Raw genomic sequence first — 23,099 nt, forward strand, 5'->3', positions numbered from 1 at the left:
CCATTCAATAAAAGATTATCATAAATTTATGCAAGATTTAGTGGTGAAACTGATTAGCCCTTTATTCTCAAGGGGTGAGATTAAGTGAGTGCAACTGGGTTTTTATGGTTGTTTTTTATCTTTCAATGTTTCCAGTTTGGGTTGTTTTGGTTGCTAAGCTGTTACTGTATTGGTTTGTTAAATGTTAATCAAAGGTGATTTTATAGTGAAAAATAACATTTTAACCAAACTTGTTGCATATTGATTTTTGTTCTTTCAGGTTGCATTATCCGCCCGTCAAAAATACGTTGCCCCTTCAAAAGTTGAGACTCCTCACTTTTTGGACGAATAAAATGCATTGCATAATATCGATAAAAACATGCTGGTTAGAACGTTGACTCGCAGCATGTGCATTTTTTCGTGAAGCTTTTCGCTTAGGTCAGCGCTATCACTCTATGAGAGGTTCTTGTGACAGACTTAATCAATTTAATGAATGATTTACTTTGGGGATCCATCCTTGTTTATCTTTTAGTCGGTGTTGGTGTGTACTTCACCGTTCGCCTAGGATTCATTCAATTTCGCCATTTCGGCCACATGTTTAGTGTGTTGAAAAACAGCCGCAAAGCAGATAAAGCCGGTATTTCTTCTTTCCAAGCACTTTGTACTAGCCTTGCTGCGCGTGTTGGTACGGGAAACATGGCCGGTGTAGCCGTTGCTTTAACGGCGGGTGGTCCAGGCGCGATTTTCTGGATGTGGTTGATTGCTATGCTTGGTATGGCGACTTCATTTGCTGAAAGCACGTTGGCTCAGCTATACAAAACCCGTGACAAAGATGGTAACTACCGCGGTGGCCCTGCGTACTATATGGAAAAAGGCCTTGGTATGCGTTGGATGGGTGTCCTGTTTTCCATCTTCCTGATTATTGCTTTTGGCCTAGTATTCAATGCCGTTCAAGCTAATTCAATTGCAGGGGCTATGAAAAATGCTTTTGGATTTGATCCGCTGTATGTCGGTATCTTCATCGTTGCAATTTCGGCTTTCGTCATTTTTGGTGGTATCCGTAAAATTGCGCGTACCGCTGAGTTGATTGTACCTTTCATGGCATTAGCTTACTTAGCGATTGCGATGTTTGTCATGGTCACTAATATAGAAAAGCTACCAGCCGTATTAAGCCTTATTTTCAAAAGTGCATTTGGCCTTCAAGAAGCGGCCGCAGGCGGTTTAGGTTACGCGATTGCTCAAGCCATGATTAACGGCATCAAACGCGGTCTGTTTTCCAATGAAGCGGGTATGGGTTCAGCACCTAATGCAGCGGCTTCTGCAACGCCTTATCCGCCGCATCCTGCTTCTCAAGGTTACGTGCAAATGTTGGGTGTTTTTATTGATACGATTGTGATCTGTTCAGCAACCGTCGCCATTATTTTGATGTCGGGTGAATATGTACCACACGGTGAAATTACCGGTATCGAGCTGACTCAGCGCGCATTAAGCTCACAAGTGGGCAGTTGGGGTGGGATTTTTGTTGCTTTTGCGATTTTCTTCTTCGCCTTTACTTCAATTATTGCCAACTACTCTTATGCCGAAACGAACCTGATTTTCTTAGAGCACAACAATAAGAAAGGGTTAACGTTGTTCCGTATTGTTTTTCTTGCCATGGTGATGTTTGGCTCATTGGCGACCTTGCCTACCGTATGGGCAATGGCGGATGTCTCGATGGGGTTAATGGCGATTGTTAACTTGGTGGCGATCATTCTGCTCTCTGGCATTGTGATTAAGCTCGCGAAAGATTATAACCGTCAGCTAGCCGCAGGTAAGGTTCCCACCTTCGATGCTAATGATTACCCTGAGTTAAAATCTCAGTTGGAAGATGGCATTTGGTACAACAACAAATAGCCTGTTATCGTTACTGACGATTAAATAGATTGAAAAAGCCATGCAGACACCGCATGGCTTTTTTTGTACTCTGTGAGTCATAAAATAAGAATAGAAAGGAAGGAATATCATGCTCATTGTTGTTTCCCCAGCCAAGACGTTAGATTACGAATCCCCGTTGGTGACAAGCAAATATACTCAGCCGGAGCTTATTGACCATTCAGCTCAGTTGATCGATGTTTGCCGTCAATTGACTCCTGCCGACATCTCAGCGTTGATGAAAGTGAGCGATAAAATCGCTGGGCTCAACGTGGCTCGCTTTGCGCAGTGGAGCCCAACCTTCACGTTGGATAATGCACGCCCCGCCATTTTGGCGTTTAAAGGGGATGTTTATACAGGATTTGAAGCAGAAACGTTATCGGATGCCGGATTTGAACATGCACAACAGCATTTAAGAATGCTCTCTGGCTTGTATGGCGTATTGAAACCACTGGATCTGATGCAACCATACCGTTTAGAGATGGGCACGAGATTGGGTAACCCGCGGGGGACTAACCTGTACCAGTTTTGGGGGGATATCATTACCGATAAACTCAATCAAGCTCTGAAAGAGCAAGGTGATGATGTGTTGATTAATCTCGCTTCCAACGAGTATTTTAAAGCGGTTAATCCGAAAAAGCTTAAGGGGAGCATCATTACTCCGGTATTTAAGGATTGTAAGAAAGGGCAATACAAAGTCATTAGCTTCTATGCTAAGAAGGCTCGTGGCATGATGGCGCGCTACATTATCGATAAACAAATCTCTTCTGTAGAGCAATTGGCTCAGTTTGACAGTGCTGGCTACTCTTTTGTAGAACAGGAGTCATCAGCAACTGAGTTGGTCTTTAAACGCGAAGAGCAGTGATGTAAGAGAGGCGGTTATGTGGCAGTGGTTGAAAAAGCAGGTTGCGCGTTATGATCGTTGGTGTGAGAACATGGGTTTAACACCAGATAAAAAACGTAGCTGTGTTCCTTATCGTCAAGATCCTGTTCAGAGTAAAGAACGTGAGCGAGAATAAGAAGCTGCGTTTATTTGATACGCATTGCCATCTCGATTTTCCTATCTTTGAGCGTGAGTTTGAACACCATTTACATTTAGCTCGCCAGCAGGGGGTTGAGAAAATAGTGATTCCCGCCGTTGGTCCAAGTAACTGGCAACGAGTGGCCGAGCTTGCTAACGGTTATCCTGAACTCTACTTTGCTCTCGGTTTCCATCCCTGTTTTTTATCAACCTCTTCCCCTGCGGATATCGACGAGCTTGAGCAAAAGTTACTTCAAAAACCAGCTCAATGCGTGGCTCTGGGGGAGTGTGGCTTAGATTTTACGACGGATATTGCTCCCGCTTTGCAAGAAACAATGTTTGAAATGCAACTAGAGCTTGCGAAACGAGCCAGACTTCCATTGATATTACACAGCCGCAAAGCGCACAACCGCCTTATACAACTGTTAAAAAAACATCAATTTAGCCAAGGTGGAGTGCTGCATGCTTTTTCTGGCAGCGTTCAACAGGCAAACCAGTTTATTGAACTGGGTTTTAAGATTGGCGTGGGTGGTGTTATTACCTATCCAAGAGCCAACAAAACCCGTCTTACTATTGCTGCACTCCCCATCGAAAGTTTAGTGCTAGAAACGGATGCTCCTGATATGCCACTCAATGGTTTTCAAGGGCAAGCGAATCACCCACAAAAACTGCCGATTATCCTGCAAACGCTTGCGTTGCTGAAGAACCAATCAGAGCAAACGGTTGCTGATGTTTGGTGGAAAAACAGCCATTCTCTGTTCTTTCCGGTGTGAATAAATTCGAAATGAAATGTAGGTTTAATGATTCTAGTATCAGTAAATATTGAACGTGCTCACATAAATGAGTGAATGGGCAGTAAATCTTATAAGAAAGTGTGAGGCTGGCATTACTTTATCTTAGTGGTGATGAGTATAATCACCCCGCTTCATGAGCTCCATTTTATAACACGCCAACAATAACCTAATAAGGAAATCATAAACTATGAGCCTGTTTATGAGCCTAGTCGGTATGGCAGTTCTGCTAGGACTTGCAGTTCTACTGTCTGATAACCGCAAAGCTATCAATCTAAGAACAGTGGGTGGCGCTTTTGCTATCCAATTTATTATCGGTGGTTTCGTTCTTTACGTACCATGGGGTCGTGATCTCCTTGCAGGTTTCTCTGCGGGTGTTCAAAACGTCATCGACTTCGGTAAAGACGGTACTGGTTTTCTATTCGGCAGCCTAGTTAACTTTTCAGTTGACGGTATTGGCTTCATCTTTGCTTTCCAAGTTCTACCTACTCTAATCTTCTTCTCGGCACTTATCTCTGTGCTTTACTACATTGGCGTTATGCAATGGGTAATTAAGATTCTAGGTGGTGGTTTACAAAAAGCACTCGGTACCTCTCGTGCGGAATCGATGTCTGCTGCAGCCAACATTTTCGTAGGTCAAACAGAAGCGCCACTCGTGGTTCGTCCGTTTGTACCTAAAATGACTCAATCTGAGCTGTTTGCAGTAATGTGTGGTGGTTTGGCTTCAGTTGCGGGTGGTGTACTTGCTGGTTACGCATCGATGGGTGTGCCGCTAGAGTACCTTGTTGCGGCCTCTTTCATGGCAGCACCGGGTGGTCTACTGTTTGCAAAAATCATCAAACCAGAAACCGATACTCCAGACGAAGAACTGGGTAGCGATATGGATGGCAATGATAAACCTGCCAACGTAATCGATGCTGCTGCAGGTGGTGCTTCTGTTGGTCTGCAACTTGCGCTGAACGTAGGTGCAATGCTACTTGCCTTCGTTGGTCTAATCGCCTTAGTTAACGGTATGCTTGGTGGTGTGGGTGGTTGGTTCGGTATGCCTGAGCTGACTCTAGAACTACTGCTTGGTTGGCTTTTCTCTCCATTAGCATTCCTAATTGGTGTGCCATGGGAAGAAGCAACGCTAGCGGGCTCTTTCATCGGGCAAAAACTGGTTGTAAACGAATTTGTTGCTTATCTAAACTTCGTACCTTACGTGGGTGAGAACGCACAGATCGTTGCTGCTACTGGTGCGGTGATGTCTGAGAAAACTCAAGCTATCATCTCATTTGCACTGTGTGGCTTCGCCAACCTTTCTTCTGTTGCGATTCTACTCGGTGGTTTAGGTGGTCTTGCTCCTAACCGTCGTCACGATATCGCGAAGATGGGTGTAAAAGCTGTTTGTGCTGGTACACTGTCTAACTTAATGGCAGCAACCATTGCTGGCTTCTTCCTTTCTTTCTAATTAAATAAGAGAAAGAGATATAGACGCCGTTTAACATCGCCCCGTAGCAAGAGATTGCTGCGGGGCTTTTTTGTTTTGGCGAAAGGAATACTTTGATTCACTCTTTAGTCGGGTGGTCAGTGTTTATCACCTCAAGCTCTCTTTTATAAGTTAGCTTTATAATGGATAGATCAGAGTTTATCGGTAAACGAGATTATCGTTGACGCTGATCTTTTTTGAGATACAAACCGTTTGCTCTATGAATGACGCTACAGTTTTGTAGTGAAAATCTATACTGTATCAGTGAGATTCATTTTCAATAGAAGAGTGAAGATATCAGCTAGCGCCAATCAATACATGGAGTATGATTTGACGCAAAGGCAGCCCGTTTTATCATGTCGTGTTGCTTTGATATAAATTAGATACGGGTATAAGCTACACACGGATATACGTTAGACACGGCGATGAGTGCAAATAAGCGGCATATCATGGTTGTGCCATAGGCCAAATTGGTACTGTGCGGTGACAGGGATAGCAATTGAAATGCAAGTGCATTTCGAGTCTTCAAGGAACCAAGTCCGTTCATTTGTGGCTAGCAAGCCATCTCGCTCTCAACACTGAGCGTGGTTTACTAGTGAACTATTTGAATATATTGATCGGAGATAGAAATGAGCGATTTAAAAGCAGCCGCACTACGTGCACTGAAATTGATGGATTTGACTACGCTAAACGATGATGACACGGATGCGAAAGTGATTGCCCTTTGTCATGATGCCAAAACGGCTGTAGGTAATACCGCTGCAATTTGTATTTACCCTCGCTTTATTCCTATTGCGAAGAAGACACTTCGCGAGCAAGGCACGCCAGAGATTCGTATCGCAACCGTTACCAACTTCCCACACGGTAATGATGATATTGAGATTGCCGTTGCGGAAACTAAAGCCGCTGTTGCGTACGGTGCTGATGAAGTCGACGTTGTGTTCCCTTACCGCGCATTAATCGCCGGTAATGAGCAAGTCGGTTTTGATCTTGTTAAGCAATGCAAAGCCGCGTGTGGTGACATTCTGCTTAAAGTGATCATCGAAACTGGTGAGCTAAAAGAAGAAGCATTAATCAAAAAAGCGTCTCAAATCTGTATTGAAGCGGGCGCTGATTTCATCAAAACCTCAACGGGCAAAGTCCCTGTGAATGCAACACCAGAATACGCACGCATGATGCTAGAAGTGATTCGCGATATGGGCGTTGCCAAAACTGTAGGCTTTAAACCTGCGGGCGGTGTACGCACAGCGCAAGATGCTGCATTGTATCTCGCGATGGCTGATGAGCTACTTGGCGCAGATTGGGCCGACAGCATGCACTACCGTTTTGGGGCTTCAAGCCTGCTAACCAATCTTTTGAATACATTAGAAGTAACAGACCAAAAAGCCGATCCAGCTGCGTATTAATTATACGCTGAAGTAGGACTGATAATAATAAGTCTGACTCGTGGAGCTGAGCCATCAGCTCCCGATTACCTCTTTACCTTACTGACCAAAGCATCATGCTTGGGAGGCAACTAATGTATTCAACTCAAACTTTTTTACCTCAAGAAATCATTCGCAAAAAGCGTGACGGCGAGATCCTCACCACCGAAGAAATTAACTTTTTTATTCAAGGTGTGGCGAATAATACCGTCTCCGAAGGCCAAATTGCGGCCTTTGCCATGACGATTTTCTTCAATGAAATGACTATGCCAGAGCGCATTGCACTGACGTGTGCTATGCGTGATTCTGGGATGGTGATCAACTGGGATGCGATGAACTTCGGTGGTCCTATCGTTGATAAACACTCAACTGGCGGCGTAGGCGATGTCACTTCGCTGATGCTTGGCCCCATGGTCGCAGCCTGCGGTGGTTTTGTCCCTATGATTTCAGGGCGCGGCCTTGGTCATACGGGCGGCACGCTGGATAAATTGGAGTCGATTCCCGGTTATAACATCACGCCAAGTAATGACGTATTTGGTCAAGTAACCAAAGAAGCGGGCGTTGCTATCATCGGCCAAACGGGTGATCTCGCGCCAGCGGATAAACGCGTATACGCCACACGTGACATTACCGCAACGGTCGACAATATTTCACTCATCACCGCCTCGATTCTTTCTAAAAAATTAGCCGCTGGGTTAGATTCCTTGGTGATGGATGTCAAAGTCGGTTCTGGCGCATTTATGCCGACTTACGAAGCTTCTGAAGAGTTGGCTAAATCTATCGTCGCAGTGGCTAACGGCGCCGGTACAAAAACCACGGCTATTTTAACGGATATGAACCAAGTGCTGGCCTCTTCGGCAGGCAATGCCCTTGAAGTGCGTGAAGCGGTACGCTTTTTAACTGGTGAATATCGCAATCCTCGCTTACTGGAAATTACCTTGGCCTCTTGCGTTGAGATGTTGTTATTAGGCAATTTAGCAAAAGACAGCAATGATGCTCGTGCGAAACTGATGGCCGTTCTTAATAACGGAAAAGCGGCTGAATGCTTTGGCAAAATGGTCAAAGGGTTAGGCGGCCCCGCTGATTTTGTTGAAAATTACGATCACTATCTTGAAAAAACCGAGCTGGTTAAGCCCGTTTACGCTCTAGAAAGTGGCGTCGTATCGGCAATGGATACTCGCGCGATTGGCATGGCCGTGGTGGAGATGGGCGGTGGACGCCGCGTCGCAACTGACACTATTGATTACGCGGTTGGGTTTGACCAATTTATTCGCCTAGGTGACGTTGCCGATAGCAGCAAGCCGTTGGCGGTGATCCATGCGCGTAATGAAGCGCAATGGCAACAAGCGGCCAAAGCATTACAAAGCGCCATTCAAATTGGCGGAGAATACACACCAACACCCGATGTCTACGGCCAAATTCGCGCAGAAGACGTATAAAAATATCGGTTGGAGAGAGCAATGAAAAGAGCATTTATTTTAGTATTAGATTCATTTGGTATCGGCGAAACCGCTGATGCACCACAATTTGGTGATGTTGGCGCTGACACTTTGGGCCACATCGCAGACCAATGTGCTAAAGGCGAAGCGAATAATGCGGATCGCCTGGGCCCATTGACGCTGCCAAACTTATCGAAACTGGGGCTTGCCATGGCGCATAAAGAGTCAACGGGGCGTTTTGCTCCGGGGCTTGATGCCAACGCTGATATTATCGGTGCGTACGGCCACGCCGCTGAGCTTTCATCAGGTAAAGATACTCCTTCGGGTCACTGGGAAATTGCTGGTGTTCCTGTGCTGTTTGAATGGGGTTATTTCAGCGATAAGCAAAATAGTTTCCCGAAAGAGCTGACAGATCGCATTATTGAACGCGCAGGTTTGGATGGTTTTCTTGGTAACTGCCATGCATCAGGCACTCAGGTTTTAGATGATTTGGGTGAAGAGCACATGAAAACGGGTAAACCGATTTTCTATACCTCAGCTGACTCAGTGTTCCAAATAGCTTGTCACGAAGAGACGTTTGGTCTTGATCGTTTGTTAGAACTTTGCCAGATCGCACGTGAAGAATTGGCGGATTACAACATTGGCCGCGTGATTGCGCGCCCGTTCATTGGCCCGAAAGCGGGAGAATTTGCTCGTACTGGCAACCGTCGTGATTTATCCGTTGAGCCGCCAGCGGCGACCGTGCTGCAAAAATTGGTTGATGAGAAGCAAGGTAACGTGGTTTCTATTGGTAAAATTGCTGATATTTACGCCTACTGCGGCATCACTCATAAAGTCAAAGCGACAGGCATCCCGGCTTTATTTGATGCAACACTAGAACAAATCAAACAAGCGAAAGATAACACCATCGTCTTCACTAACTTCGTTGATTTTGATTCCGCTTATGGTCATCGCCGTGATGTAGCGGGCTACGCTGCGGCACTGGAGTACTTTGACAAGCGTCTGCCACAAGTGCTTGAGTTAATGGAAGAGGACGATGTACTTATTCTTACAGCGGACCACGGTTGCGATCCAACTTGGCCGGGTACGGATCATACGCGCGAGCACATTCCAGTCTTGATTTATGGGCATAAAGTGGCCCCCGGTTCATTGGGCCGCCGTGAGACGTTTGCTGATATTGGTCAGTCACTGGCGCACTATTTCGGTACGTCTGCGATGGATTACGGCACCAATTTCTTACAGTAAGCGTAGCGATTCATTTTTTGAGGATGAATAGAGAGATCACTCTCTATTCTTTGGTCAATTTAGATAAAGGATACTTTTAATAGCAACTCCACATATTAATGCTGAAATGGGTGCATTTGCAGACGTCGTTTTAATGCCGGGTGACCCACTTCGCGCAAAATACATCGCAGAAACTTTCCTTGATGATGTGGTTCAAGTGTGTGATGTCCGTAACATGTTTGGTTATACAGGGACGTACAAAGGTCGTAAAATTTCGGTAATGGGCCATGGCATGGGGATCCCTTCATGCTCAATTTACGTGACGGAACTTATCAAAGATTTTGGCGTGAAAAAAGTGATCCGTGTCGGAAGCTGTGGTGCGGTCAGCGACGATATCAAAGTGCGTGATGTTGTGATTGGTATGGGGGCTTGTACCGATTCCAAAGTTAACCGCATCCGTTTTAAAGACCACGACTTTGCTGCGATTGCCGATTACAAAATGGTTAAAGCCGCAGAAGAAGCGGCTACGGCGCGTGGTATTAACGTGAAAGTGGGTAACTTGTTCTCCGCAGAGCTTTTCTACACGCCAGATCCAGAGATGTTCGATGTGATGGATAAATACGGCATTGTTGGTGTAGAAATGGAAGCGGCAGGAATCTACGGCGTAGCGGCGGAATATGGCGCAAAAGCACTGACGATTTGCACTGTGTCTGATCACATCAAAACTGGCGAGCAAACGACTTCAGAAGAGCGTCAAAACACTTTCAATGAAATGATTGAAATTGCGTTAGATTCAGTATTGATTGGCGACGCTCAATAATCTTCTTTTATAAAAAACCTCAGTGTCGCAACTGAGGTTTTTTTTATTTACAAAGCCTGCTAAGTCATATCATCCACATTCTGTAGCAGCAGGTTCTCACCACCACTCTTCGGTTTTCGACGCAGTAGTAGCAGTGTGAGCAATACACCGCTGACAAAGCTGGTTAGCAGCATGAGATACATGTAGCGATCACTTTTACGATAGTGGTGATCTGAAATCGCCGTGACGCGGCCAGTTTCAAAAGTAATGCGGATAAAACCAATGATACTGCTTTCATGATAGACAGGCTCAACCAGTTGCTGACGGCCAATGCTGGCCGTGCGCAGTGGTGTATCCAATCCTAATACTTCGCGTACGCTTAACGCGTTATCGCTGGCGGCTAATTTGACCCCTTCGGAATCATAAATGGTGGCATCAAACACCAGTTTGTCTTGAGCTAACTGGTTGGTGAGGGCTAGCAGGCGCTCTTGATCTTGCTCTGATATCATGCTGCCCGCAGATAATGATGCCTGTGAAATCAAAACCTTAGTTAATGTTTCTAGTTGGTTGGCCTGAATTCGTTCGTTACCTTTACTGATCACAACGCTGTTTTTTACGGTAAAGAAGAACATGCCTGCTAATAAAATGACGGTAAGCACACGAATTGCGACGCGAAATGAAAATAAAGAGCCGTCCATAACCCACCTGATTGGATAAATAAAAACTTTACTCATATTGAGACTTGCGTTTTTAAATTGCAATAGGGTAACGTCAGGGGCATACACCCATTTATTGATACTCGAGCATTGAATCGAGTTGGTCCCATTTTGCTTGTGGTGCGTTTAAGCAGGCTGAAGGAAAAGGATTGATTAAGGAATGATAAACATGGATGCCCTCAAAACATTGCCGATCAAAAGGCACACAACGCTGCTCAACCGCTTGCCTGAAACTCGTTTCTCTTCACAATTTGACAAAGCAAAAGCAAGTTGGATTGTTTTTGCACCTTATCTCTCCACTCAACATTTTGATGATATTGACTTTTTTACCGGTTACTACAACGCTGTCCTCGATATGTGGAAAGTGGGGCATTATGAAGTGGCGTTGATGTCAGGTGAGCTGACAACAGAGCACGAGAAAATTTTACAAGGGCTCGAAATTGATTATGCCCGTTTGTGTGAAGTACCAGACCTTTCTAAACCGGGTTTGATTGTGATGGATATGGACTCCACGGCGATTCAAATTGAATGTATTGATGAGATAGCTAAGTTAGCGGGTGTCGGAGAGGAGGTGGCCGAAGTCACTGAGCGAGCGATGCAAGGTGAATTGGATTTTGAGCAAAGCTTGCGTCAGCGGGTTGGAAAGCTTGCTGGTGCCGATGAGTCGATTCTTGAAGCGGTTCGCTCTACATTACCCATGATGTCCGATTTACGTGAACTGGTGGCGACACTGCATGCATTGGGGTGGAAAACGGCGATTGCATCCGGTGGCTTTACCTATTTTTCAGATTATTTAAAAAGCGAACTGCAACTTGATCATGCGCAATCCAATACGTTGGAAATTGTTGATGGCAAGCTTACTGGTCAAGTGCTAGGTGATGTCGTTTCGGCACAAACCAAAGCCGATATTTTGGTTGAGTTAGCACAACGTTATGAGATTGAATTGCACAATACTGTCGCGGTTGGCGATGGGGCGAATGATTTAGTTATGATGGCTGCCGCGGGGTTAGGCGTTGCTTATCATGCTAAACCTAAAGTTGAAGAAAAAGCACAAGCGGCGGTCCGTTTTGCAGGCCTTGGTGGCGTGCTCTGTATTCTCTCTGCCTCATTGGTGAAGCAGCAAAAACTCAGTTGGAAAGTGAAACCTTAAGTAAAGCTCAACCGCAAGAGATAAGAGAGTGATCGATGCCCACTCTCTCTTTTACAAAAGTCAGTCGCTTTTACAAGGTCAGCTCTAAGCGGATCAATACTTCTTCTGTAATATCGATCACCTCTCCATAACCAATGATTGAGGTGATCTCTTTTTCTAGCGTACGAGCGTGATGAAGACTAATTTGTGCCAACTCATTAAGATCACTGCGCAGCAGCGTAGTGATTGGGTCAAAGACGGGTGCACTGCAAATCCTCAAGATGTAAATTTCCCCCATGTGCTGCGCTTTTTGAATGAAATCAATACGCTCTTTAGTGTTTTCAAAATCACTTAATAATTTCGATTGGATTGATTGAATACGCGTGCCAAATTTGATTGCCGCAATATAAACGTCGTGATATTGCGGTATCGCTCCTTCAATGCGCCGCATCGGTTTAGCCAGTAGAGTATTGGTGTGACCTTTGAATATTGGCTCTAACGTGATGCGATTTTCTTGGCCTAATTTAGCCAGTAACACAAGATGAGGCGGCAAGGGATAATTCACGCCAATCACTTTAGGGCGTAAATTTGCACCGTGTTTATCAACGAAAATCGGCGAACTTATCATCTTATCAAGCAAAATGTTGTGCAACCCTTCCAGCAAGTTATGACTTGGTAGCACTTCTTCTTTCTGTAACAACTTATCTTGATTGTTTTCAATAATGCTATTGAAAAAAGCGATTGTTTTGATGGTATGTATATTTTCTTCTATCACCAATTGTAGACGCCGACCTTCGGGCCCAATACGAATGACATTATAGGGAAGGCTATGCAGTGGCAGCTTTTTGTCGTAAAGCTGTAATTCGTGGTAATTGATGGTGACGTTATCGCCTGCTTTCACGGGCAGTGGTGTATCCACAATAATACTTAAACCACGTTTGGATAAATCAATCGTGTGGCCAGTTGCATTTACCCCAGATCCTGAAGTGATAGTCAGCGGTGTCTTGAATTGGTAACGAGGCTCTTTTCTACGCGAGCGAGCATCAAAATAAATGCCTGTAGGTTGACCAATGATCTGCCTTGGATGACGAAATTTATTGAGTTCGCTATTGGGTAAATTGGGTTTGTCAGTCAATAGGTAATCTTTTGCCGAATCCTCATCGCCAATTTCTTGTAAAACGCCACAGTGCGTTAAGTGGCTTGAGCGATCTGACAATTCATGGGCATGAACCGCAAGTTCTTGACGCTCTTCATCCGAGAGTTCAAAGACAAATAAGCGAAACGCTTTCCAACTTTGTCGACGAGCGCCAACATGCCAAAACATTTTTCTTTGTTCACGGTTAGCCTCTGGCATCATCATTGAAAAAAAGAGCGTTTTTTCCTGATGTTCATGCTTGAAAGCATAAAGCACATTATTGCTACCCCGCATCCCCGGCTTGGTTAACTGTTCCATCCGCTCTTTATTGAATAACGAACCGAGTGCTTGTTGATTACGCTCGTCGTGCCAGTATTGCCAGATCGGTTGGTTATTTTCAGTCAGCAGTACTAACTTCAACTCACTGCCACTAAAAAACACTGGTAAGTTACAGGTGTGTTTTAAATAGGTGTGCTCGTAACCACGGGTTCGAGCTCGGATGAGTTTATCTTGGTTATCGTGGCGTGCTTTTTGAGTGTTATTTTGCAGCGATTCAGTAATCACTTTTTCGATGATGTTAGTGTCGGAAAGTTTTAGTGTACGCAGAAATTTCACGGCATCGTTATCGTAAGACTCATCAATACCTAAAATACGATATTCAATGGCGTGGTGCAGTCCAACCACTTCTGACGTTTTGTTGAGTTCGGAAAAATAGACTTTGATCACCTCACCGAGCTTGTAGTTAAAAGCGGCGGGAACTTTAAATTTTGCACCCGAAACGGATAGATCAACACTGAGGCCATTGACCAGCTGTTTACTAGGTAGGTGAATTTCAACTTGTGAGGTGACTTTTAAGCGATTTTCTTGACGCTTGAGATCATAACCAAGCTTAATTGGCTCAGCCTCAAAAAACGTACTGCCACCACCGTCTTTTTGTGGGTTTTGGGCACCACGTTGTTGCATCACACGGAAGTTGTTTGGCGTATTGTTTAATGCTTCCCATACACCTTCCGTGTACGCACCAAATTTTTTGACCCCTTTGTGATACGCGTTAAAGGCCACATCGTCGAACCAATGTTTGCGGCCATCTAATTCATATTCTCGGCATTCCCCTTGTACCCGACCTCGTAAGTCAATACTTTTAACACAAGGAGCCATGATGCGATTGAGCTCCATTTTGACCAGTAATTTTGCCGACGGTGATTCATCTTCTGTCATTTGTGAAAGAAGGTATTCAAAATCAGGTAAACGGTAAGCTGGGATCAAACGCTCTGCGATTGATAGAATTTCAGATTGCTGCATACTTTTCTGTTAGAGTGTCCGTCTCAAAGATTAATCGGCATCGTTATCATAATCTTTAGTTATCTGTTGCGAAGGTTCAACCTTTATTTAAACGTAAATCAACCTATATCACTTCATGATTACTTAACAGTTTAATCTTTAAGCTTGAAAAGTATAGGTTACCAACAAGAAACAGGAATTGTTGAGGAAGCATGGCAAAAGCAAAACGCGCCTATGTATGTAATGATTGCGGCGCAGATTTTCCGCGTTGGCAAGGTCAATGTAGTGCTTGTGGTGCATGGAATACTATCACCGAAGTACGCTTGGCAGCATCGCCGCAGGTTGCACGTAATGAGCGACTAGGTGGTTACGCTGGGGCGGTAACGGAATCACAAGTCCAAGTGCTGTCGGATATTAATCTGCAGGAAGTCCCACGGTTTTCTAGCGGCTTTAAAGAGTTGGACCGTGTATTGGGTGGTGGTGTCGTACCCGGCGCGGCGATTTTAATCGGTGGTAACCCTGGCGCTGGGAAATCGACTTTATTGCTGCAAACCATGTGTCAGCTCGCAGCGTCAATGCCTGCTTTGTATGTCACGGGTGAAGAATCGCTTCAGCAAGTCGCGATGCGAGCCTCTCGTCTTGGTTTACCTAAAGATAAGCTTAAAATGCTGTCGGAAACCAATGTAGATCGCATTTGCCAAATCGCTGAAAAAGAGCAGCCCCGCATCATGGTCATAGACTCAATTCAAGTGATGCATGTGGCTGACGTCCAATCCTCTCCCGGTACGGTGGCACAAGTGCGCGAGTCTGCGACAACGCTCACACGCTACGCTAAGCAAAACAACGTTGCCGTATTTTTAGTCGGACACGTTACTAAAGACGGTTCTTTGGCTGGTCCAAAAGTGCTAGAGCATATTATTGACTGCTCGGTATTGCTCGACGGAGGGACTGATAGTCGTTTTCGTACATTACGCAGTCACAAGAACCGATTTGGTGCGGTCAATGAACTCGGCGTTTTTGCCATGACGGGACAGGGCTTGCGTGAAGTGAGTAATCCTTCTGCCATTTTCCTTTCGCGAGGCGAAGAAGATACTTCGGGCAGTTCGGTGATGGTCGTATGGGAAGGAACGCGTCCACTGCTAGTGGAGATCCAAGCACTGGTTGACTATTCACAATTAGCAAACCCAAGGCGAGTCGCCGTTGGGCTTGAGCAAAATCGCTTATCTTTATTATTGGCTGTGCTTCACAAGCACGGTGGCTTACAAATGTCCGATCAAGATGTGTTTGTTAATGTGGTTGGTGGCGTTAAAGTGACGGAAACAAGCGCCGACTTAGCACTTCTCATGGCACTGCTTTCAAGCTTCAGAGATAAACCACTTGCTAAAGATGTTGTCGTGTTTGGCGAAGTCGGTTTGGCGGGAGAAATTCGCCCAGTACCTAGTGGTCAAGAGCGATTAAATGAAGCATTTAAACATGGTTTTAAGAAAGCAATTATTCCGATGGCGAATATGCCTAAAGGTGGAATACCTGGCATGCAATTGCACGGTGTGAAGAAATTATCTGAAGCAATTGAAGCATTTGATGAGTTATAAATCTTAATTAAACTCGCCTCTTTTACGGTTATGACCTATATTTCACCGACAGTTCGTAACCGTACTATATTTTTTTTCAAGCAAGCGTATGCAAGGGTATCAGTCTTGACAGATTGTGATATACTCTGCGCGCACTTTATACCTTATTAACAGAGTAAGACAATGGCAGATTTATCAAAATACAGAAACATTGGTATTTTCGCGCACGTTGATGCCGGTAAAACCACTACCACTGAGCGTATTCTTAAGCTTACTGGTAAAATCCACCGTACAGGTGAAGTACACGATGGCGCTTCTACCATGGATTTCATGGATCAAGAAGCTGAACGCGGTATCACAATTCAATCAGCAGCGACGACTTGTTTCTGGAAAGATCACCGTTTTAACGTTATCGATACTCCTGGGCACGTTGACTTCACAGTTGAAGTTTACCGTTCTCTGAAAGTTCTTGATGGCGGTGTTGGTGTATTCTGTGGTTCTGGCGGTGTTGAACCTCAGTCAGAAACTAACTGGCGTTACGCGAACGATTCAGAAGTAGCTCGTCTGATCTTCGTAAACAAACTAGACCGTATGGGTGCAGACTTCTTCCGCGTTGTAGGACAAGTGAAGAAAGTTCTTGGCGCAAACCCACTTGTTATGACTCTTCCAATTGGTCGTGAAGACGAATTCGTTGGCGTTGTTGACGTATTAAACCGTCAAGCTTACGTTTGGGATGATTCAGGTCAGCCAGAAAACTACGAAATCAAAGAAATTCCAGCAGACATGGTAGAGCAAGTTGAAGAATACCGTGAAATGCTAATCGAAACTGCAGTAGAGCAAGACGACGAGCTAATGATGGCTTATATGGAAGGCGAAGAGCCAACTATTGAGCAACTAAAAGCTTGTATCCGTAAGGGTACTCGTGAATTAGCGTTCTTCCCTACATTCTGTGGTTCAGCATTCAAAAACAAAGGCATGCAACTTCTACTAGATGCCGTTGTTGATTATCTTCCAGCTCCAGCTGAAGTTGTACCTCAAGATCTGACTGATCCTGAAACAGGTGAGCCTACTGGTAAAGTTGCAACAGTTTCTGTTGACGAACCATTCCGCGCACTTGCATTCAAGATCATGGATGACCGTTTTGGTGCCCTAACGTTTATCCGTATTTATTCTGGTAAACTGAAGAAAGGTGACACCATTCTTAACAGTGCTACTGGTAAGACTGAGCGTATTGGCCGTATGGTTGAGATGCACGCGAACGATCGTAACGAACTTGATTCCGCTCAAGCGGGTGATATCATCGCTATCGTTGGTATGAAAAACGTGAAAACTGGTCACACTCTATGTGATCCTAAACACGAATGTACTCTTGAGCCAATGATTTTCCCAACGCCTGTAATCTCTATCGCTGTTGCTCCTAAAGACAAAGGCGGTTCTGAGAAGTTAGGTATTGCGCTAGGTAAAATGGTTTCAGAAGATCCATCATTCCAAGTTGAGTCTGATGAAGAAACTGGCGAAACCATCCTAAAAGGTATGGGTGAACTTCACCTAGATATCAAAGTTGATATCCTTAAGCGTACACACGGCATTGATCTTATCGTTGGTGCTCCTCAAGTTGCTTACCGTGAAACTATCACCAAAGCAATTGAAGACAGCTATACGCATAAGAAACAGTCTGGTGGTTCTGGTCAGTTCGGTAAGATCGACTACCGTATCAAACCAGGTGAGCCAAATTCAGGTTTCACGTTCAAATCAGTAGTTGTTGGTGGTAACGTACCTAAAGAATTCTGGCCTGCTGTAGAGAAAGGCTTTAAGTCTATGATGGACCAAGGTGTTCTTGCTGGGTTCCCTGTACTAGACGTTGAAGTTGAACTGTTCGACGGTGGCTTCCACGCAGTTGACTCATCTGCAATCGCATTTGAAATCGCAGCGAAAGGTGCATTCCGTCAATCTATGCCTAAAGCTGGCGCTCAACTTCTAGAGCCAATTATGCACGTTGACGTGTTTACTCCAGAAGATCACGTTGGTGATGTTATCGGTGACCTTAACCGTCGTCGTGGCATGATTAAAGATCAAGAAGCTGGCGTAACAGGTGTACGTATTAAAGCGAACGTTCCTCTATCTGAAATGTTTGGTTATATCGGTCACCTACGTACAATGACATCTGGTCGTGGTCAGTTCTCTATGGAGTTCTCACACTACGCTGCATGTCCTGCAAACGTTGCAGAGCAAGTTATTGCTGACGTTAAAGCACGTAAAGAAGCAGATAAGAAGTAATTCTTAAAAGCTAAGCTGAACGTAAAAAGCCCCACCAGTGAAAGCTGGTGGGGCTTTTTTATGTAACAACGAAATAGAAAAGGGCATAAAAACCGATAAAAGCAGAACCGATAAAAGTGGAAACTGCCGGGTGAAGGTAGTTTATACCACTCAATTCATATCGTTTAGTTAGCCCTTAAGGTTGATATAGATTTCTTCAACTTTAATACGTGCCCATTCAGTTTTACGTAAAAACTTCAAGCTTGATTTAATACTCGGATCCTTTTTAAAGCAGTTAATATTGACCATATAGCTGAGCTCTTCCCAGCCATAGTATTCAACGAGCTCCGTGAGTAGTTTTTCTAAAGTGACCCCATGCAGCGGGTTATTATCTTGTGTCATGATCCAATTATTCAATGGCGTTATTTAAGCTAAGTATAGCAGGCACAGGAGTTAAATTAGGACAAAATATTAGGCAATATAGGAGGTTGTTAGTGTGAAAACTTGGTGTATTGGCAGGTTAGAGGTTAAGTCCAACCTGCTCCATTAGAATGGATTACTCTTCCCAAACAACCAGTTGTCCTTTTGGCCAATTGTGCCCCATTTCATGATATTTCTGTTCTAATACATGCCGCTTGATTTTTAAGGTAGGAGTGAGGACACCATTTTCAATTGACCATGGCTCCTTTATCATTAGCACGCCTTTGATTTGCTCATGCGATTCCAATTCCTCATTCATCCGCTTAATGACTTTTTGAGTAGTACGCTCATAACGAACGCGATCAAAATGAGGGAAATTATGTGGAACAACTAGCAAAATAGGGGCGGGAAGCCCTAAGCCAATCAGACACATCATCTCGACTCGAGTGTATTCGAACAGTTTATTTTCGATAGGTACGGGAGCCACAAACTTGCCTTTGGCTGTTTTAAAGGTATCCTTTTTGCGCCCTTGAATGGTGAGATAACCTTCAGCATCAATAAAACCGATATCGCCAGTATGTAGCCATCCTTCTTTATCAAATGACTCTTGAGTTGCAATGTCATTTTTATAATAGCCAGAAAATAGTCCTTGGCCACGCACCATAATCTCATGATCATTATTAGCGATTTTAAGTTCGATTCCTGGGCCTGCTCGTCCAACCGACCCCAATTTGTCGGCTCTAAACGGGTAGTTCAGGGTGCTATAAGCAAAAGATTCTGTCATGCCCCAAGCTTCGGTAATGTTCAGCCCAATTTGGTGATACCACTCTAATAACGCCGGTGATACGGGAGCCGAGCCACAACCAAGCACACGTGCTTGATCAAGCCCTAAGCCATCAGCAAGTTTCTTCTTAATCAGCGTGCTTACAAAAGGGATCTTTAGCAGAAAATTGAGCTTTTTCTGCGGTAATTTGTCTTGAATGCGTTGCTGAAATAGAGTCCATAACCTTGGTACTGAGATAAAGAGTGTCGGGCGCTGCATTTTGACATCTTCAATAAAGGTGTCTAATGATTCAGGGAAAGCCGTTTGTACCCCACCCATGATGGAAGAGCCAAAAATATAAACACGTTCAGTAATATGAGCCAAAGGGAGGTAGGAAAATAAACGGTCGTTTTCTTGAATGCCAATGTGGTTTATAAGCTGCTGAGCTGACCAGCTAAATGCACCGTAGGTCAGCATAGCCCCTTTCGGCAAGCCCGACGTACCCGATGTATACACTAAAGACATCAACTTATTGTCATGATGTACAGGGCGTTCTGTGCTTGGCGGATAGTGCTCAATCAATTTTGTAAACAGGTGATCGCAAGTGGGAGCAGAATCATAGGGTAGCGCAATACTGATGATATCTGGCAAATGGCTCAATACTTGTTGGGTGGCTTGGCCGTTATCGAGTTTACCCACAATGACTATTTTTGTTTCGCTATGGGTGAGGCAGTATTCGATGGTATCGGCGCCAGCTGTTGGAAAAATGGGAACACTGACAAAGTCGCCGAGCATCATTGCGAGATCACACACAAACCATTCAGCGCAGTTTTTGGAAATGAGTGCAATTTTATCTTGGGGTTTTGCCCCTAGCGCTTGTAGCGCCGAGGCGAGCCTGAGTGCTTTGTCGGCCACTTCAGCATAGGTGTATTCAACAAATTTTCGGTTAATAATTTGTCTTAAATAAACTTGGTTGGGGCGTTCCGCTGCCCATTTCAAGATCATTTCATTCGGTGGTGGGAGAGCACAAGTTGCTTTGCTTAACTCGTTAGGCTGAATCATTCTCTAACTCCATGTTATTGGCAAAAATATTATTATTCTTATGTTAATGTTTTGTTAACCTTAGCATGGTGGAATGGTTAGGTAAAAGAAGATTGTAGTTACTAAACGTTAAAGTTGAGCGCTGGATTCACTTTCTTATTTTGACACTATTAACTCAGAGTGACGTTTATTTCTGTTCAGTTGAATCTATCCTTCGGGTCGATTTCTGGGTGAATATCAATCACATGTTTTAAGTAATCTTGATGATAGCGAAGGGTATTGACACAGTGTTTATCAAGCTTGCCGCTCACGACCATTTTTTCCAGTTCGAGAAGGGCAAAAGGAACAGACCAAGCTTGTTTGTATGGACGATGGCTTGTTAAGGCATCAAAGACGTTGGCAACAGCAATAATGCGTGCCGATATCGGGATATTGTCTTGCATTAGGCCGTAAGGATAGCCACTGCCATCCAAAAACTCATGATGATAAGCGACGATCTCTTTTAATATGGATATGCAAGGGTGATCAGGTGTACCTATGTCATCAATAATTTGATTAATGATTTCAATCCCTTTTTCTATGTGGCTATACAGTTGAGCGCGCTCTGGTTTATCTAATGTATTTGGGTTAAGTAATAAGCTTGTCGGTAGGGCAAGTTTGCCTATGTCGTGATAGCGCGAAAACTGGATAATGTTATCAATGGTTTCATCATCCAGTTGATAAATGTCAGCAACCTCAGTAGCGATGACTTTGGCATAACAGCTAATACGTTCTTTATGCTCTTTCGATTCCAGTTGATGCTCTGGGGAGCGCGCTTGAGTCAAATTTACAGTCTCTAAAATAGTGTGGACTAAATCGTATTCAGAGCAAACTGCAAAGCGAATCATCTCAATAAAAGGTTCTACATTCTGCCTTACCTGTTCGGTAAACAAATGGCTTTGACACGAGTTGAGGAAAATAAAGCCAATAAATGCTTGCTGGTGGTAAGTCGGAATCGCCAGTGATGAACAATAACCTTGCTCAATTAGCCAGCGAGTATGAGGATAGTCTGGCTTCAATTGGATTGGGATATTTTCAACGCTACGACTCTGGCCGTTTTGTGCGCATTGCTTAAGGACTGGAAGCTCAGCAAGTGGAAACTCGTAATGTATAAGCTCGCCCCCGTGAAAGGTGCTGTCGGCGTAGGTTTTCAAATTGTCATGGTGATGGTCGTATAGCGCAAAAGAGATACGGTCAATCTCTGGGACTTTGACTTGCATTCGTTGGTGTATGTTAGCCAGTTGCTTATTGAGTGGACCAACATGTGGAAAATAGGCGTGCTCGCAACCTTTGCTATGCGTATCCATCGCGTGTTCCTCTGCGCTACAGGGTCTCCAAGGTTGAAATGGAGAAGCTCTTCTAATTGATAAGTTTAGAACAGATAAGCGATGCGTGCGTGAAATTTAACTAAAAAATGGGTTATATAACCAAGCAATATGAGGTGGTACTGGAAAGCCGTTGGATGACGCAGGGTCACTAGATAAATACGGCTATTTGACGCCATTTTTAGTCACAAGGCGTATGGCCAATTTCAGTTTAATCCAAGTGCAATACCACTGAGCATAAAGAATATAACCAGCCAGACAATAGGCAGTTTGAGCTGTTTTAGTAGGTAAAAACCGGTCAGAACGATCGCCATATCTAGATGATTGCTGACCGAGCTTGTAAATACAGGGTGATATAAGGCTGAGAGCAGCAAACCAACGACGGCGGCGTTAACACCGTTGATTGCTCCTGATACTGATCGATAGTTTGCTAAGGCTTGCCAATTTTTAAGCACGCCGAGCAGTAACAAAAAACCCGGCAAAAAGACGGCAATGGTCGCCAGCGTTGCGCCTAAGATTGGCGCTTGTGGTAGTAGAGCGTAGCCAATGTAAGTGGCGAAGGTAAACATTGGACCAGGAACCGCTTGTGCTGCGGCATATCCTGTTAAAAACAGATCCGGCTCAAGCGCGTCGCCAACCAAATTTTGCAGTAATGGAAGTACGACATGCCCACCGCCAAACACTAAGCTACCCGCTTGATAAAAGTGGTTAAATAGAGCGATTTCAGGCATTAAGTGGGCGGCAAAAGGTAAACCGACCAGTAAGCCAATAAAGAGAGTGAAAGGGACGAAAGCGGGGACAAATGAACGTTCAGTGGCTAAATCTTGACTAGGGAGCCATTTCACTCCGATCAGCGCTGCCCCAATGAGAACTCCAATTTGCGTTCCAATACTGGGTGCAACAATCAGCATCACAGCGGTGGCAACACACAACCCAACAGTTAAGCGATTCTTACAGAAGTTTTTATACATTCCCCATGTGGCATCCGCGACAACCACAACGGCTAGCAGTTTTAAGCCGTGAATCACGTTTTGAAATAAGGGGGTTTGTAGTAATTGGCTGCTGGCGATGGCAAGGGCAACCATGATCAAAACCGAAGGGAGTGTAAAACCAGCAAAAGCGGCGCATCCACCCAATAAGCCACCACGATGGTATCCTAGTGCAAACCCAACTTGGCTTGAACCTGGCCCTGGCAAAAACTGACTTAAGGCAACGATCTGTGCGTATTCTTTATCTTCAATCCATTTTAATTTTTCAACGAATGTATTGCGGAAATAACCAATGTGAGCGGCTGGCCCACCAAAGCTTATCCACCCAAGCAGAAAAAAAGTTTTGAAAATAGTAAACATGTGCATAAGCACTCTTAA

18 protein-coding genes are annotated in these 23,099 nt (G+C 44.5%); 12 read left to right on the plus strand and 6 right to left on the minus strand.

The window, feature by feature from the left end:
• Positions 1-447: 447 nt before the first annotated feature.
• The 9 genes from N5E84_RS01410 to deoD all read left to right on the plus strand — a co-directional run bounded on the left by N5E84_RS01410 (position 448) and on the right by deoD (position 10,077).
• Positions 448-1,872, plus strand: a complete 1,425-nt coding sequence (locus N5E84_RS01410) for an alanine/glycine:cation symporter family protein (RefSeq protein WP_013856119.1) — start codon at positions 448-450, stop codon at positions 1,870-1,872.
• A 109-nt stretch (positions 1,873-1,981) separates the two neighbouring features.
• Positions 1,982-2,755 (plus strand): peroxide stress protein YaaA, encoded by a 774-nt coding sequence (gene yaaA, locus N5E84_RS01415; protein ID WP_029388247.1) that lies wholly within the window; start codon positions 1,982-1,984, stop codon positions 2,753-2,755.
• A gap of 16 nt (positions 2,756-2,771) precedes the next feature.
• Positions 2,772-2,909 carry a DUF5363 family protein gene (locus tag N5E84_RS01420; RefSeq protein WP_013856121.1) on the plus strand — a complete coding sequence of 46 codons (138 nt, stop codon included), beginning with the start codon at positions 2,772-2,774 and terminating at the stop codon, positions 2,907-2,909.
• Positions 2,896-3,684: a TatD family hydrolase gene (locus tag N5E84_RS01425; protein ID WP_069211881.1), complete on the plus strand. Its 789-nt coding sequence runs from the start codon at positions 2,896-2,898 to the stop codon at positions 3,682-3,684. The genes N5E84_RS01420 and N5E84_RS01425 overlap by 14 nt, the downstream gene beginning before the upstream one ends.
• Positions 3,685-3,892: 208 nt before the next feature.
• Positions 3,893-5,152 (plus strand): NupC/NupG family nucleoside CNT transporter, encoded by a 1,260-nt coding sequence (locus N5E84_RS01430; RefSeq protein ID WP_013856123.1) that lies wholly within the window; start codon positions 3,893-3,895, stop codon positions 5,150-5,152.
• 647 nt (positions 5,153-5,799) lie between these two features.
• Entirely contained in the window at positions 5,800-6,576 is a 777-nt protein-coding gene (gene deoC / locus N5E84_RS01435; protein WP_013856124.1) for a deoxyribose-phosphate aldolase, read from the plus strand.
• Between the two features lie 95 nt (positions 6,577-6,671).
• Positions 6,672-8,033: a thymidine phosphorylase gene (gene deoA / locus N5E84_RS01440; RefSeq protein ID WP_013856125.1), complete on the plus strand. Its 1,362-nt coding sequence runs from the start codon at positions 6,672-6,674 to the stop codon at positions 8,031-8,033.
• A gap of 21 nt (positions 8,034-8,054) precedes the next feature.
• Positions 8,055-9,278, plus strand: coding sequence for a phosphopentomutase (locus N5E84_RS01445; RefSeq protein WP_029388246.1), 1,224 nt, complete (start codon positions 8,055-8,057; stop codon positions 9,276-9,278).
• A gap of 79 nt (positions 9,279-9,357) precedes the next feature.
• Positions 9,358-10,077 carry a purine-nucleoside phosphorylase gene (gene deoD / locus N5E84_RS01450; RefSeq protein ID WP_013856127.1) on the plus strand — a complete coding sequence of 240 codons (720 nt, stop codon included), beginning with the start codon at positions 9,358-9,360 and terminating at the stop codon, positions 10,075-10,077.
• 59 nt (positions 10,078-10,136) lie between these two features.
• On the opposite strand, the gene N5E84_RS01455 is transcribed toward deoD, so the two are convergent.
• A complete protein-coding gene (locus N5E84_RS01455; protein WP_026027378.1) occupies positions 10,137-10,754 on the minus strand; it encodes a YtjB family periplasmic protein in 618 nt (205 codons plus the stop codon).
• A 187-nt stretch (positions 10,755-10,941) separates the two neighbouring features.
• On the opposite strand from N5E84_RS01455, the gene serB reads away from it, so the two are divergent.
• Entirely contained in the window at positions 10,942-11,922 is a 981-nt protein-coding gene (gene serB / locus N5E84_RS01460) for a phosphoserine phosphatase (protein ID WP_029388245.1), read from the plus strand.
• A gap of 70 nt (positions 11,923-11,992) precedes the next feature.
• On the opposite strand, the gene N5E84_RS01465 is transcribed toward serB, so the two are convergent.
• A complete protein-coding gene (locus tag N5E84_RS01465) occupies positions 11,993-14,338 on the minus strand; it encodes a PilZ domain-containing protein (protein WP_019282345.1) in 2,346 nt (781 codons plus the stop codon).
• A 191-nt stretch (positions 14,339-14,529) separates the two neighbouring features.
• On the opposite strand from N5E84_RS01465, the gene radA reads away from it, so the two are divergent.
• Both radA and fusA read left to right on the plus strand, forming a co-directional pair.
• Complete coding sequence (gene radA, locus N5E84_RS01470; RefSeq protein ID WP_013856131.1) at positions 14,530-15,909, plus strand: DNA repair protein RadA; 1,380 nt, start codon at positions 14,530-14,532, stop codon at positions 15,907-15,909.
• 162 nt (positions 15,910-16,071) lie between these two features.
• Positions 16,072-18,165 (plus strand): elongation factor G, encoded by a 2,094-nt coding sequence (gene fusA, locus N5E84_RS01475; protein WP_017043055.1) that lies wholly within the window; start codon positions 16,072-16,074, stop codon positions 18,163-18,165.
• Between the two features lie 168 nt (positions 18,166-18,333).
• On the opposite strand, the gene N5E84_RS01480 is transcribed toward fusA, so the two are convergent.
• The 4 genes from N5E84_RS01480 to chrA form a co-directional block, all read right to left on the minus strand.
• Positions 18,334-18,546: a VF530 family DNA-binding protein gene (locus tag N5E84_RS01480; protein ID WP_017046551.1), complete on the minus strand. Its 213-nt coding sequence runs from the start codon at positions 18,544-18,546 to the stop codon at positions 18,334-18,336.
• A 154-nt stretch (positions 18,547-18,700) separates the two neighbouring features.
• On the minus strand, positions 18,701-20,389 hold the full coding sequence (locus N5E84_RS01485) for an AMP-binding protein (RefSeq protein WP_013856134.1): 1,689 nt from the start codon (positions 20,387-20,389) through the stop codon (positions 18,701-18,703).
• Positions 20,390-20,565: 176 nt separating this feature from the next.
• On the minus strand, positions 20,566-21,714 hold the full coding sequence (locus N5E84_RS01490) for an HD-GYP domain-containing protein (protein WP_019282344.1): 1,149 nt from the start codon (positions 21,712-21,714) through the stop codon (positions 20,566-20,568).
• 224 nt (positions 21,715-21,938) lie between these two features.
• On the minus strand, positions 21,939-23,087 hold the full coding sequence (chrA, locus tag N5E84_RS01495; protein ID WP_019282343.1) for a chromate efflux transporter: 1,149 nt from the start codon (positions 23,085-23,087) through the stop codon (positions 21,939-21,941).
• Positions 23,088-23,099: the final 12 nt, after the last annotated feature.

This window comes from Vibrio sp. J502, from assembly GCF_025397955.1.
In the GTDB taxonomy this organism is placed as follows: Bacteria; Pseudomonadota; Gammaproteobacteria; order Enterobacterales; family Vibrionaceae; genus Vibrio; species Vibrio anguillarum.